Here is a 12,851-nt window from a genome sequence, read left to right on the forward strand (position 1 = left end):
GTCGATGTTCACCGGCATCATTGAGGAGCTGGGCGAGGCCGGCCCGCTCGACTGGCACGGCGACAGCGGCGTGCTCACCGTCCACGGCCCACTGGTCGCCGCCGACGCCCGGCACGGCGATTCCATCGCGGTCAACGGCGTCTGCCTCACCGTCGTCTCCGTCGACGGGCAACGGTTCGTCGTCGACGTGATGAAGGAGACCTTCGACCGTAGCTCACTGGGGACACTGCGGCCCGGTGACCCGGTCAACCTGGAACGCGCCGCCACCCTCGCCACCCGCCTCGGTGGACACCTGGTGCAGGGCCACGTCGACGGGGTCGCCACCGTCGTCGGGCGCACCCCCGGCGACCGCTGGGAGCAGGTCCGGTTCAGCCTGCCCACCGGCCTGCACCGGTACGTCGTGGAGAAAGGTTCAATCGCGGTCGACGGCGTCTCGTTGACCGTCATGGAGGTGTCCGACGGCGACACCACGGCGGCGGTCACGGCCGCGACCGGGTCCGGCACGGCCGGCTGGTTCGGCGTCGGGCTGATTCCCACCACTGTGCAACTCACCACCCTCGGCCGGAAACCGGTCGGGGCCCTGGTCAACCTGGAGGTCGACGTGATCGCGAAGTACGTGGCGAAGCAACTGGACGGGGCACGGTCCGTCGGCGGAGTCCGCCCGTGACCGCCGCCGGGTTCGGCACCGTCGAACAGGCCCTCGACGACCTGGCCGCCGGCCGGGCCGTGGTGGTCGTCGACGACGCCGACCGGGAGAACGAAGGCGACCTGATCTTCGCCGCCGAACACGCCACCGCCGAACTCGTCGCGTTCATGGTGCGCCACACCTCCGGCTACATCTGCGCGCCGTTGCCCGAGGCCGAGTGCGACCGGCTCGACCTGCCGCCGATGTACCACACCAACCAGGACCGGCGGGGCACCGCGTACACCGTCACCGTCGACGCCCGCGACTGCGTCAGCACCGGCATCTCCGCCGTTGACCGGGCACACACCCTGCGGCTGCTCGCCGACCCCGCCGCCGGCCCGACCGACCTGTCCCGGCCCGGCCACGTCGTGCCGCTGCGCGCCCGCGCCGGCGGTGTCCTGCACCGGCCCGGTCACACCGAGGCCGCCGTGGACCTGGCCCGGCTCGCCGGGTTGCGCCCCGCCGGGGTGCTCTGCGAACTGGTCAACGACGACGGCACCATGATGCGCCTGCCCGACCTGGAGAAGTTCTCCGCCGACCACGGGCTCACCCTGATCACCATCGCCGACCTTATCGCCCACCGGCGGCGGAACGAGACCCACGTCGAGCGGGTCGCGCAGGCCCGGCTGCCGATGCCGTACGGGGTGTTCCGCGCCGTCGGCTACCGGGTCGCCCACGACCCGGCCGAACACATCGCCCTGGTCCACGGTGACCTCGACGACGGTCGTGACGTGCTGGTCCGGGTGCACTCCGAGTGCCTCACCGGGGACGTTTTCGGCTCGCTGCGCTGCGACTGCGGCCCGCAGCTGGACGCCGCCCTGGCCCGGGTCGTCGCCGAGGGCCGCGGCGTGGTGCTCTACCTGCGCGGCCACGAGGGCCGGGGCATCGGTCTGGCCCACAAGCTGCGCGCCTACCAGTTGCAGGACCAGGGACGGGACACTGTCGACGCCAACCTGGAACTCGGCCTGCCCGCCGACGCCCGCGACTACGGCACCGGTGCGCAGATCCTGCACGACCTCGGGGTCCGATCGATCCGGCTGCTCACCAACAACCCGGACAAGGTGTCCGGGCTGACCGGGTACGGCCTGAACGTCGTCGGGCGGGAACCGTTGACCGTCCATCCGCATCCGGAGAACGTGCGCTACCTGCGTACCAAACGGGACCGGATGGGCCACCTGCTCGACGGACTCGATCAGCCGGCCGGCACAGCACCGGCCGACCTTGACGGCGTCGACGGCGCGGCCGACCTCGACCCGGTCGGCGAACTATCCGGAGGGCGGGCCTGATGGCCGGATTCGGCGAACCCGGAGTCTCCACCGTCGACGCCGCCGGGCTTGCCGTCGGCGTCGCCGCCGCCCGCTGGCACACCGACCTGGTCGACGCGATGCTCACCCGGGCGCTCGCCGCCGCCGACGCCTGCGGCGTCGCCGCCGTGCAGGTGGTCCGGGTCGCCGGCTCCGTCGAACTGCCCGTCGTCGCCCAGGCCCTGGCCCGGCGCTGTGACGCGGTGGTCGCCCTCGGCGTGGTGGTACGCGGCGCCACCGCCCACTTCGACTACGTGTGCCGGTCGGTCACCGACGGCCTGACCCGGGTGTCACTCGACGAGTCCACCCCGGTCGGGCACGGCGTGCTCACCGTCGAGACCATCGACCAGGCCCGCGACCGGGCCGGGCTGCCCGGCTCGGCCGAGGACAAGGGCTGGTCGTCGATGGTCGCCGTGCTCGACGCCGCGCTTGCCCTGCGGGCCGTCCACGCCGTACCGGTGGGCTGAACCTGACCTCTCGAACCGCGGTACCCCGACCCGTCACGTTCCCGCCGCTCGCGCGGTAAACCAGATGCGCTGGTGACACGTCGTAGTGGCGTGACACCCGAACTGGTCACCGACCTGGGCTCGGGGAGGACGATGCCACGACAGCGGGCACAGACGACGACGTGGGCGGCGGACGAGGCGGTCACCCGCCTGTTCGCCGCGCACTACCGCCCGCTGGTGCGCCTCGCCACCCTGCTGCTGCGGGAACCGGGCATGGCGGAAGAGATCGTGCAGGATGCCTACGTGGCCCTGCACAGCCGCTGGTGGCGGCTCCGCGACGCCGACAAGGCACTCGGCTACCTGCGGGTCACCGTGGTCAACCGGTGCCGGTCGGCGATCCGGCACCGACGGGTCGTGCAAGCCCACCTGGCCGCCGCCCGGCCCGACCCCGACGCACCCAGCGCCGAAGCCGGCGCCCTCGACCAGCTCCGCCACGCCGACGTGATCACCGCGCTGCGCGCCCTACCGCCCCGCCAGCGGGAGGCGATCGTGCTGCGCTACTACGCCGACCTGTCCGAGGCGCAGATCGCCGACGCGATGGGGGTCAGCCGAGGCGCGGTGAAGAGCCACACCGCACGCGGCATCGCCGCACTGCGAACCAGCCTGGACGGCCTGTGATGGACACCGACCACGACAACCTGCCCGGCGACGCCGGTACCGCCGACCTGCTGCGCCGGGCGCTGCACACCGAAGCCGACCGGGTCGACGTACGGCCCGACGGGCTGACCGCGATCCGCGGCAAGATCGACGCCCGCCGACGGCGCCGGATGCCGGCGGTGCTGCTCGGCGCCGCCGCCACGACCGTCGCCGCCAGCCTGGTCGGCGTGGTCGGCTGCTTGCCGCCGGTGTCACAGCCCGGCCCGCCGTCCGGGGCGGTCAGCGCCGGCCCGGCCCCGCCCGGCGCGGCACCGACCGGCGGGCCGACCGACCAGCCGACCGACCGCGACGCCCCGGTCGCCGGCCCGGCGACCGGCGGTCCGCCGACCGCCGGCGCCGCCGGACAGCAGGCCGGCACCCCGGTGTCGACCCTGCCGGTCTACTACGTCGGTACGGCCGACGGCGAGGGGCTGCGGCTCTACCGCGAGTTCCACCGGTTCCAGCTGACCGACACCGGTGTCGTCGCCGAACTGCGGGCCACGCTCGGCGAGATGCTCACCGCCGCCCGGCTCGCCGATCCCGACTACCGCACCCTGTGGCCGTCCGGGGCCACGGTGGCGACCGTGTGGACCCAGTACGACATCGTCGGCGTCAACATCACCGGAGCCGGGGTCGCCAACCTCGACGCCGCCGGGGCCGCCGCTGCGGTGCAGCAGCTCGCCTGGACCGTCGCCGGCGTCACCGGCGGCGACCCCAGGATCCGGCTGCTGCTCGACGGCGAGCCGGTGGACCGGCTGTGGGGTCACGTCGACACCGGCGACGAGATCACCAAGGGGGCCGCGCTGGACACCCTGGCCATGCTCTGGCTGATCGACCCGCAGCACGGCGACACCGTCGGGTCGACCTTCACCGTGCACCTCGCTGGCAGCGTCCACGAGGCCACCGCCCAGCTGCGGATCCGCCAGGGCGGACAGGTCGTGCACCGGCGGTACGTCACGCTCGACGCGGGCGCACCCGGCCGGGGGGAGGCGTTCGTCGAGTTGAGCCTGCCGCCCGGCGACTACACCATCGAGGCGTACGAGGAGTCGATGGTCGCCGACGAAGGGCCCCGGTACCTCGTCGACGCCGCGATCACCGTACGGTGATCAGCAGGTGGACCGGTGCGGACCCGGTGCCGACCCGCCCGGTGCCGGGCTGCCACAATCGGGCACCGTGAAGACGTTCGAGGAGTTGTTCGCCGAGCTGCAGGCCAAGGCGGCGGCCGGGACCCCGGGCTCGTCGACGGTGGCCGCGCTGGAACGCGGCGTACACGCCATCGGCAAGAAGGTCGTCGAGGAGGCGGCCGAAGCGTGGATGGCCGCCGAGCACGAAGGGCCGCAACGGGCCGCCGAGGAGATCTCTCAGCTGCTCTACCAGGCGCAGGTGCTGATGCTGGCCACCGGACTGGAGCTCGAGGACGTCTACCGACATCTCTGACCCGCCCTTGCGACCGTGACCCGCACCCTCGTGTGACCCTCACACCCTCGACAGGAGCGAGACCGAGATGCTGCGCATCGCCGTACCGAACAAAGGCACCCTCTCCGGACCGGCCGCCGACATGCTGCGCGAAGCCGGCTACCGCCAGCGCACCGACCCCAAGGACCTGGTCTGCCGCGACGAGGCCAACGACGTCGAGTTCTTCTACCTGCGGCCCCGTGACATCGCCACCTACGTCGGCAGCGGTGAGCTGGAGCTCGGCATCACCGGCCGGGACCTGCTGATCGACTCCGGCAGCCCGGCCGAGGAGCTGCTCGACCTCGACTTCGCCGGGGCGACGTTCCGGTTCGCCGCCCGCCCGGAGACCCTGACCCGGGTGCCGGAGCAGATCGCCGGGCGACGCATCGCCACCGCGTACCCCGGGGTGGTCGAGAGCTACCTCGGCGAACACGGGCTGAAGGCCGAGGTGGTCCGCCTCGACGGCGCGGTCGAGAACGCCATCCGGCTCGGCGTCGCCGACGTCATCGCCGACGTGGTGGAAACCGGCGCCACGCTGCGCCAGGCGGGCCTGGTCACCGTCGGCGAGCCGATCCTGCGCTCCTCGGCGGTGCTGGTGCACCCGGCCGGCACCGCCACCACCGGCCAGGCCGACCAGCTGATCCGCCGGCTGCAGGGGGTCCTGGTCGCCCACCGGTACGTGATGCTCGCCTACGACGTGCGCGCCGACCTGCTGGAACAGGCCACCGCGCTGACCCCGGGCATCGAGTCGCCGACCATCTCGCCGCTGCACCGCGAAGGCTGGGTGGCGGTGCAGGCCATGGTCCGCCGTGCCGAGGTGCACCGGATCATGGACGAGCTGTACGACCTGGGCGCCCGCGCCATCCTGGTCACCGACATCCACGCCTGCCGCCTCTGACTCACCGGCCGCCACGCCCTTACCCGGCTGGCGGACAAGCGGGCGCGGATCGGGCGTAGGTACTTGGCGGAAAACGCCATTCGGTTGGTAGCGGGACGATCTATGACGCGATTACGTCATGCGTCCTGGCGGACACGTTCCGTCAATTGGGTTGGGCTTGGGTTCGCGTCCGCCGAGGAGGTCACGTGGCGCCGGAGCGGATCGGCGGCTACCGCATAGTCGAGCTGATCGCACCCGGTTCCTCTACCTGGGTGGCGTGTTCGGGGTCATGGTGATGATCGGTCGCGGCTCAACTCCTCGTACGGGTGACGCCGGTTCCTGAGGTGGATCCGGTGCCGGTGCGGGAAGGTAGGGAGGATTCGGATTCCCGACCGGCCGGAGGTTCCTCATGGCACTACTCGACACGACGACGTGGCACGGCATGATTTTCAGCGACGGCTGGACCGAGGCGGCCGGCGGCACGATGGCCGTCATGTCACCGGCCACCCGGCAGGAGATCGGTCGGGTCGGTGTCGGCAACGCCGACGACGTGACGCGGGCCTGCGTCCGGGCCGCGCAGGCGCAGCGCGACTGGGCCGCCACCAGCTACCTGGAGCGGGCCGCCGTGCTGCGCCGGGCCGGTCAGCTGTTCGAGCAGTACGCCGACGACATCGGTGGCTGGCTGATCCGCGAGGCCGGGTCGGTGCCGCCGAAGGCCGAGGTGGAGACCACCACCGCCGCCCAGGAGTGCTACGAGGCGGCCACCCTGCCGTCGCACCCGACCGGCGAGATCCTGGCCACCGGCCAGCCCCGGCTGAGTCTGGCGCGTCGGCTGCCGGTCGGGGTGGTCGGCGTCGTCGCGCCGTTCAACTTCCCGCTGATCCTGTCCATCCGGTCGGTCGCGCCGGCGCTGGCGTTGGGCAACGCGGTGGTGTTCAAACCGGACCCGCGTACGGCGGTCTGCGGCGGGGTGTCGATCGCCCGGATCTTCCAGGAGGCGGGTCTGCCCGACGGGCTGCTGCACGTGCTGCCCGGCGGGGCGGACGTCGGCGAGGCGCTGATCGCCGACCCCCGGGTCCGGGTGGTCAGCTTCACCGGTTCCACCGCCGCCGGGCGCAAGGTGGGCGAGGCCGCCGCCCGCCATCTCAAGCGGGCCCACCTGGAGTTGGGTGGCAACTCGGCGCTGATCGTGCTCGACGACGCCGACCTGGATCTCGCGGTCTCGGCCGGCGCCTGGGGGTCGTTCCTGCACCAGGGGCAGATCTGCATGGCCACCGGCCGGCACCTGGTGCACGAGCGGATCGCCGACCGGTACGTCGAGCAGTTGGCGGCCAAGGCCGACCACCTGCCGGTCGGGGATCCGGCGGCCGGGCAGGTGGCGCTCGGCCCGATCATCGACGAACATCAGCGGGACAAGATCCACTCGCTGGTCACGGCCAGCGTCGACGCCGGGGCCCGGCTGGCGGCCGGCGGCACCTACGAGGAGCTGTTCTACCGGCCGACGGTGCTGGCCGACGCCACCCCGACTACACCGGCGTTCGCTCAGGAGGTGTTCGGCCCGGTCGCGCCGGTCGCCACCTTCGCCGACCTGGACGAGGCGGTCGCGTTGGCCGGCGACACCGAGTACGGCCTTTCGCTCGGCATTCTGAGCCGGGACGTGATGAAGGCGATGGCGCTGGCCGACCGGATCCCCAGCGGCATCGTGCACATCAACGACCAGACCGTCGACGACGAGGCGGTGGCGCCGTTCGGCGGGGTTGGTGTCTCCGGCACCGGCAGCCGGTTCGGTGGGCCGGCCGCCAACATCGAGGCATTCACCGAGACCCAGTGGCTCACCATGCAGGGCGACATCAGCCGGTTCCCGTTCTGACCCGGCGGACCGGCAGCTGCTGGACGGACGTCGATCCGCCGACGGTACGCGATGTCCGTCACAGACATCGTCGCGGCCGGCTGTGACAGTGGCCGGGTGACACCACCGGACCCTACGCCGGCCACCACGTCGCCCCAGCCGGCGCGGCGGAGGCCGGCCCAGCGCCGCCTTGCCGGGGTGCTGCCGCCCTGGCTGGCGCTGGCCGTCGCCGGGCTCGGCGGGGTGGCGTCCGCGTCGCAGAGCGCGGTCAACGCCGAACTCGGTGCCCGGATGGGCAGCGCCGCCATCGGGGCGGTGGTCAACAACATCGGCGGATCGCTGCTGGTCGCCCTCGGGCTGCTGCTCCTGCCGTCGATGCGCGCCGGGCTGCGGACCCTGCGGGACGCCCGGCTGCCCTGGTGGACCTACCTCGGCGGGGTCGGTGGGGCGTTCTTTGTCACCGTCGCCGCCTACGCGGTGCCGGTGCTCGGGGTGGCGGTGCTGACCATCGCCCAGGTCGCCGGCAACAGTCTCGGCGGCCTGGCGGTGGACCGGGTCGGGCTGGCCCCGGCCGGCCGGCTCGCCGTCACGATTCCCCGGCTGGTCGGGGCGCTGCTCGGCATCGGCGCGGTGGTGGTGGCCCAGGTCGGCCGGCCGGTCGGGCAGCTCGCGGTCGGGGTGATCGCGCTGGCGGTGGCCGGCGGGCTGGCGGTGTCGGTGCAGTCCGCGCTCAACGGGCGGGTCTCGGCGGCCAGCACCACCGCGATGGGCACGGTGGCGAACTTCGTGGTCAGTACGCCGCTGGTGCTGATCGCGGCCGGCCTGCTCGGCGGTTACCAGGCGGCGGCCGGCCGGGCGTGGCCGGGCGAGTGGTTCCTCTACCTGGGCGGGCTGTTCGGCGTCTGCATCGTGGTGGCGCTGCTGGTCGGGGTCCGGTCGGTCGGGGTGCTGCGGACCGGGCTCGGGGTGGTCGCCGGTCAGCTCGTCGGGGCGCTGCTTATCGACGTCCTGGTCCCCGGCGGTGCCGGCGTCAGCCCGGGTCTCATCGCCGGCGCCGCGCTGATCATCGTCGCGGTGCTGGTGTCCGGTCGGGGTGCCCGTCGGTCCCGGCCGGTCGGCCGCGACGGTGCGGTGGCAGACTTGACCGGGTGGCAGACGAGCCGACCGACCCGACCACCGAGCTGACCGGCGCGCTGGTGGTGCGTGCCCGCCGGTTGCGGGTGATGTGCTGGTCGCTGGCTGCCGCGCTGCTGCTGGTCTTCACTGCGGTCAGCTTCGGCCTGCAGGGGTCCACCGGCGCGAACCTGGGCAGCTTCCAGCGTGGCGACCAGGCCGCCATGGTCGGTCTCGGCCTGGTCGGGGCCGCCGTGATCCTGTTGTTCACCCGGCCCCGGGTCGAAGCCGACGCCGCCGGGGTGCGGGTGCGAAACGTGTTGCGCTCGTACCAACTGCCGTGGTCGCTGGTCGCGGCGGTCCGCTTCGACCGGGACGCCGCCTGGGCCAGTTTGGAACTGGCCGATGACGAGCTGGTGCCGATGCTGGCGCTGCAGTCCGTCGACCGGGAGCACGCCGTCGAGGCTGTCCGGGCGTTGCGCCGGCTGCACGCTGCGAGCCGCACGGCGACCGCCGCCGGCTGATGCTGCCGGGTCGACCGCCGCTGGCTGGCACTGGTTGTTGACACCGGACCGGACATACGGCTATGGCCGGAGCCTGGTAGTCTTGTCATGTCGACCACGCTGCCCTCGACCGGCGGCGCCGGCGCGAGCCGGCAGCCGGGCGGAGGTAGTCGCGAAAGCGGAGCGCCTGCTCCCACCCGTACCGCGGACCACCATCCAGCGGGCGGGTCCGGTCTTCCGACGGCGGTCCGTCCGCCGTTGGGTCGACGCCGTCGACGGCGTCACCGACCGGTCGAGCAGGCCCTGGCATGTGCCAGGGCCTTCTGCTTTCCCGGGGCGTCCCCAACCGGGGGCCGGCCCGGGGTGACGGCACCATGGAGATTACCGACTCGAGGAGGCCCCATCAGCGTCGAACCACGCGTGAACGAGCAGATCCGGGCACGTGAGGTCCGACTGGTCGGCCCTGAGGGTGAGCAGGTGGGCATCGTCCCGCTGGAGCGCGCCCTGCAGCTGGCCGCGGACGTCGACCTGGACCTGGTTGAGGTTGCGCCGATGGCGCGCCCGCCGGTGTGCAAGCTCATGGACTTCGGCAAGTTCAAGTACGAGAGCGCACTCAAGGCGCGCGAAGCGCGGCGTAACCAGCAGCAGACCGTCATCAAGGAAATGAAGCTTCGGCCTAAGATCGACCCGCACGACTACGAGACCAAGAAGGGTCACGTGGTGCGGTTCCTCAAGGCCGGAGACAAGGTCAAGGTCACGATCATGTTCCGGGGCCGGGAACAGAGCCGGCCGGAGCTGGGCTACCGGCTGCTGCGCCGGCTCGAATCGGAGATCTCCGACCTGGGGTACGTCGAGGCCGCACCGAAGCAGGACGGCCGGAACATGATCATGGTGTTGGCCCCGCACCGGGCCACCAAGGCCGCTGCGGCCGCCGCGACGGCGGCCCGGGGCGGCGGAGCCTCCCGGGACCGGGATTCCGGCGCCGTCGAGGCACCACCACCGGCCGCCACGGCCGGACCCGCCGGGAACACCGGCGAGTGACAGGGGAGAGACGCGACACATGCCAAAGATGAAGAGCCACACCGGTATGGGCAAGCGGGTCAAGGTGACCGGCCGTGGCAAGATCCTGGCCGAGCAGGCGGGTAAGCGCCACCTGCTGGAGGGCAAGCCCTCCACTCGGACCCGCCGGCTCACCGGCACCGTCGAGGTGTCCCCGGCCGACGTCAAGCGCATCAAGAAGCTGCTCGGCCGCTGACGCGCGCCACTGACCTGAAGGAGTAGGTGAAATGGCACGCGTCAAGCGGTCCGTAAACGCTCAGAAGAAGCGCCGTACCCTGCTGGAGGACGCCAGCGGCTACCGGGGCCAGCGGTCCCGGCTGTACCGCAAGGCCAAGGAGCAGGTGCTGCACTCGATGCAGTACGCCTACCGGGACCGTCGCGACCGCAAGGGCGACTTCCGGCAGCTGTGGATCACCCGGATCAACGCGGCGGCCCGCGCCAACGGGATGACCTACAACCGCCTCATCCAGGGCCTCAAGCTGGCCGGCGTCGAGGTCGACCGCAAGGTCCTCGCGGACCTGGCGGTCAACGACGCCACCGCGTTCGCCGCCCTGGTGGAGGTGGCCCGCACGGCGGTCGCCGCCGAAGGCACCGGCGGCGCGGCGGCCCAGGCCGCCTGAACCGGCGCGACCCTGACCCGCACGTGGCACGAATCGAGGCGTCCGGCATGACCGCACCACGGCCAGCCGGGCGCCTCGACCGTGTCCCGGCCACCACCACCGGCGGCGGGGCCGACCACCGGCAGCCGACGTTCACCACCCGTACCCCCAGGATCGTGGCCGCCCGGCGGCTGCACCGGCGCCGCGACCGCGACGCGACGCGGCGCTTCCTCGCCGAAGGCCCGCAGGCCGTCCGGGAAGCGCTCGCCGTGCCCGGCCTGGTCCGCGAACTGTTCACCACCGCCGCCGGGCGTACCCGGCACACCGACCTGACCGTCGCGGCGGCCAGCGCCGGCATCGACGTCTCCATCGTCGACGACGCCGCGCTCACCGCGCTGGCCGAGACCGTCAACCCGCAGGGCGTCGTCGCCGTCTGCGACCACCTCGACGTCACCCTCGACAGCGCGCTGCACCGCCGGCCCGCGCTGGCCGCCGTGCTGGTCGAGATCCGCGACCCGGGCAACGCCGGCACCGTGCTGCGCACCACCGACGCCGCCGGTGCCGGCGCCGTCGTCTTCGCCGGCGCCGCCGTCGACCCGTACAACGGAAAGTGCGTCCGGGCCAGCGCCGGCAGCCTGTTCCACGTCGATGTGGTCCGCCACGACGACCCGGCACACGTCGTCGACGAGCTGCGCGCCGCCGGCCTGCGGGTGCTCGCCACCACCGGCCATGGCGACACCGACCTCGACGACCTCGCCGACTCGGGCGCGCTGGCCGCGCCGACCGCCTGGCTCTTCGGCACCGAGGCGCACGGCCTGCCGGCCGAGCTGGCCGACCGGGCCGACGCCCGGGTGCGGGTGCCGCTGCACGGCCGCGCCGAGAGCCTGAACCTGGCTGCCGCCGCAGCCGTCTGCCTGTACACTTCGGCCAGAGCACAGCGCCCAGGAAGGCCCACGCGATGAGCGTCCGCAGCTACCCGGCGCGCGTCGACGACCATCCGACGCGCCGCGACCGGCGGCCCGGCTGTGGTGTGCCACCTCATCGGCTGTTTACCCGGCCCGCCGGTTCCGGCGGGCGGCAGGGCTGACCGACCCTTCCTGCCTGCGCACCCTACCGGCGGGCTGCGGCAGCGCCGCGCGTCCGTAGACTCTTGCCGGTCATCGGCCCCGGTGACCGCACGCCGCGAGGGAGTGCCCGCACGTCATGACCTACCGCAACGACCCATACGATCCGAAGCAGGTCGCGTTGCTCGACCCGGCCGCGCTCACCGGCGCGGTCGCTGACGCCGAGAAGGCGTTCGCCGCCGCCGCCGACCTGGACGCGTTGACCGCACTGCGACCCCAGCACCTCGGCGACCGCGCCCCGATCTCGCTGGCCCGCCGGGAAATCGGCGCGCTGCCGCCGGCCGCCAAGGCCGACGCCGGCAAGCGGGTCAACGAGGCGCGCACCGCGGTGCAGACCGCGTACGACGCCCGGCGCGGCGAACTCGAAGCCGAGCGGGCTCGGCGGGTGCTTGCCGAGGAACGCGTCGACGTCACCCTGCCGTACGACCGCCGCCCGCGCGGCGGCCGGCACCCGCTGACCACCCTGATGGAACGCATCGCTGACCTGTTCGTCGGGATGGGCTACGAGATCGCCGAAGGCCCCGAGGCTGAGCTGGAGTGGACCAACTTCGACGCGCTCAACATCAGCCCCGACCACCCGGCACGCGGGCTGATGGACACCTTCCACCTTGACCTGCCCGGCCTGGTGCTGCGCACCCACACCTCACCGGTGCAGGCCCGGACCATGCTGACCCGCACCCCGCCGATCCACGTGGTCTGCCCGGGGCGGGTCTACCGCACCGACGAACTCGACGCCACCCACACCCCGGTGTTCCACCAGGTCGAAGGGCTCGTCGTCGACCGGGGTATCACCATGGCGCACCTCAAGGGCACCCTGGACCACTTCGCCCGGGCGATGTTCGGCGCCGACGCCCGGACCCGCTGGCGGCCGCACTACTTCCCGTTCACCGAGCCGTCCGCCGAGTTCGACGTCTGGTTCCCACAGCACCGCGACGGGCCACGGTGGGTCGAATGGGGCGGCTGCGGCATGGTCAACCCCCGGGTGCTGCGAGCCTGCGGCATCGACCCGGAGGTCTACTCCGGATTCGCGTTCGGCATGGGCATCGAACGCACCCTGATGTTCCGGCACGGCATCAGCGACATGCGCGACATGGTGGAAGGCGACGTGCGGTTCACCCGCGCGTTCGGGATGGAGGTCTGA

The 12,851-nt window shown here is 72.8% G+C and carries 15 protein-coding genes; all 15 read left to right on the forward strand.

Features of this window, described 5'->3' with window-relative positions:
- Nucleotides 1-4 precede the first annotated feature (4 nt).
- The 15 genes from O7610_RS05180 to O7610_RS05250 all read left to right on the forward strand — a co-directional run bounded on the left by O7610_RS05180 (nucleotide 5) and on the right by O7610_RS05250 (nucleotide 12,851).
- A complete protein-coding gene (locus O7610_RS05180; RefSeq protein WP_281554601.1) occupies nucleotides 5-667 on the forward strand; it encodes a riboflavin synthase in 663 nt (220 codons plus the stop codon).
- Nucleotides 664-1,971, forward strand: a complete 1,308-nt coding sequence (locus O7610_RS05185) for a bifunctional 3,4-dihydroxy-2-butanone-4-phosphate synthase/GTP cyclohydrolase II (RefSeq protein ID WP_281554602.1) — start codon at nucleotides 664-666, stop codon at nucleotides 1,969-1,971. Before O7610_RS05180 ends, O7610_RS05185 begins: the two co-directional genes overlap by 4 nt.
- Complete coding sequence (gene ribH / locus O7610_RS05190; protein ID WP_281554603.1) at nucleotides 1,971-2,456, forward strand: 6,7-dimethyl-8-ribityllumazine synthase; 486 nt, start codon at nucleotides 1,971-1,973, stop codon at nucleotides 2,454-2,456. Before O7610_RS05185 ends, ribH begins: the two co-directional genes overlap by 1 nt.
- Nucleotides 2,457-2,546: 90 nt before the next feature.
- On the forward strand, nucleotides 2,547-3,113 hold the full coding sequence (locus O7610_RS05195) for a SigE family RNA polymerase sigma factor (protein ID WP_281554604.1): 567 nt from the start codon (nucleotides 2,547-2,549) through the stop codon (nucleotides 3,111-3,113).
- Entirely contained in the window at nucleotides 3,113-4,237 is a 1,125-nt protein-coding gene (locus O7610_RS05200) for a Gmad2 immunoglobulin-like domain-containing protein (protein WP_281554605.1), read from the forward strand. The genes O7610_RS05195 and O7610_RS05200 overlap by 1 nt, the downstream gene beginning before the upstream one ends.
- Before the next feature lie 67 nt (nucleotides 4,238-4,304).
- Entirely contained in the window at nucleotides 4,305-4,568 is a 264-nt protein-coding gene (locus O7610_RS05205) for a phosphoribosyl-ATP diphosphatase (RefSeq protein ID WP_281554606.1), read from the forward strand.
- Between the two features lie 67 nt (nucleotides 4,569-4,635).
- A complete protein-coding gene (gene hisG, locus O7610_RS05210) occupies nucleotides 4,636-5,484 on the forward strand; it encodes an ATP phosphoribosyltransferase (protein ID WP_278168769.1) in 849 nt (282 codons plus the stop codon).
- 388 nt (nucleotides 5,485-5,872) lie between these two features.
- Nucleotides 5,873-7,333, forward strand: a complete 1,461-nt coding sequence (locus O7610_RS05215) for a benzaldehyde dehydrogenase (RefSeq protein WP_281554607.1) — start codon at nucleotides 5,873-5,875, stop codon at nucleotides 7,331-7,333.
- A 96-nt stretch (nucleotides 7,334-7,429) separates the two neighbouring features.
- A complete protein-coding gene (locus O7610_RS05220; RefSeq protein ID WP_281554608.1) occupies nucleotides 7,430-8,497 on the forward strand; it encodes a DMT family transporter in 1,068 nt (355 codons plus the stop codon).
- A 38-nt stretch (nucleotides 8,498-8,535) separates the two neighbouring features.
- The gene (locus O7610_RS05225; RefSeq protein ID WP_281555563.1) at nucleotides 8,536-8,949 is read left to right on the forward strand and encodes a PH domain-containing protein; all 414 of its coding nucleotides are present in this window, start codon (nucleotides 8,536-8,538) and stop codon (nucleotides 8,947-8,949) included.
- Nucleotides 8,950-9,348: 399 nt separating this feature from the next.
- The gene (gene infC, locus O7610_RS05230) at nucleotides 9,349-9,969 is read left to right on the forward strand and encodes a translation initiation factor IF-3 (RefSeq protein ID WP_281554609.1); all 621 of its coding nucleotides are present in this window, start codon (nucleotides 9,349-9,351) and stop codon (nucleotides 9,967-9,969) included.
- A gap of 19 nt (nucleotides 9,970-9,988) precedes the next feature.
- The gene (gene rpmI, locus O7610_RS05235) at nucleotides 9,989-10,183 is read left to right on the forward strand and encodes a 50S ribosomal protein L35 (RefSeq protein ID WP_123601271.1); all 195 of its coding nucleotides are present in this window, start codon (nucleotides 9,989-9,991) and stop codon (nucleotides 10,181-10,183) included.
- A gap of 31 nt (nucleotides 10,184-10,214) precedes the next feature.
- The gene (gene rplT / locus O7610_RS05240) at nucleotides 10,215-10,607 is read left to right on the forward strand and encodes a 50S ribosomal protein L20 (RefSeq protein WP_123601272.1); all 393 of its coding nucleotides are present in this window, start codon (nucleotides 10,215-10,217) and stop codon (nucleotides 10,605-10,607) included.
- Between the two features lie 47 nt (nucleotides 10,608-10,654).
- The gene (locus O7610_RS05245; RefSeq protein WP_281554610.1) at nucleotides 10,655-11,548 is read left to right on the forward strand and encodes a TrmH family RNA methyltransferase; all 894 of its coding nucleotides are present in this window, start codon (nucleotides 10,655-10,657) and stop codon (nucleotides 11,546-11,548) included.
- 241 nt (nucleotides 11,549-11,789) lie between these two features.
- The gene (locus O7610_RS05250) at nucleotides 11,790-12,851 is read left to right on the forward strand and encodes a phenylalanine--tRNA ligase subunit alpha (protein WP_281554611.1); all 1,062 of its coding nucleotides are present in this window, start codon (nucleotides 11,790-11,792) and stop codon (nucleotides 12,849-12,851) included.

This window comes from Solwaraspora sp. WMMA2065 (assembly GCF_030345075.1).
In the GTDB taxonomy this organism is placed as follows: Bacteria; Actinomycetota; Actinomycetes; order Mycobacteriales; family Micromonosporaceae; genus Micromonospora_E.

Excerpts from the sequence above, each read along its gene's own strand:
- O7610_RS05200 (WP_281554605.1), top strand. The coding sequence starts at position 3,113 with ATGGACACCGACCACGACAACCTGCCCGGCGACGCCGGTACCGCCGAC.
- O7610_RS05250 (WP_281554611.1), top strand. The coding sequence starts at position 11,790 with ATGACCTACCGCAACGACCCATACGATCCGAAGCAGGTCGCGTTGCTC.
- ribH (WP_281554603.1), top strand. The coding sequence starts at position 1,971 with ATGGCCGGATTCGGCGAACCCGGAGTCTCCACCGTCGACGCCGCCGGG.
- rplT (WP_123601272.1), top strand. The coding sequence starts at position 10,215 with ATGGCACGCGTCAAGCGGTCCGTAAACGCTCAGAAGAAGCGCCGTACC.
- O7610_RS05180 (WP_281554601.1), top strand. The coding sequence starts at position 5 with ATGTTCACCGGCATCATTGAGGAGCTGGGCGAGGCCGGCCCGCTCGAC.
- O7610_RS05245 (WP_281554610.1), top strand. The coding sequence starts at position 10,655 with ATGACCGCACCACGGCCAGCCGGGCGCCTCGACCGTGTCCCGGCCACC.
- O7610_RS05225 (WP_281555563.1), top strand. The coding sequence starts at position 8,536 with ATGTGCTGGTCGCTGGCTGCCGCGCTGCTGCTGGTCTTCACTGCGGTC.
- rpmI (WP_123601271.1), top strand. The coding sequence starts at position 9,989 with ATGCCAAAGATGAAGAGCCACACCGGTATGGGCAAGCGGGTCAAGGTG.
- hisG (WP_278168769.1), top strand. The coding sequence starts at position 4,636 with ATGCTGCGCATCGCCGTACCGAACAAAGGCACCCTCTCCGGACCGGCC.
- O7610_RS05215 (WP_281554607.1), top strand. The coding sequence starts at position 5,873 with ATGGCACTACTCGACACGACGACGTGGCACGGCATGATTTTCAGCGAC.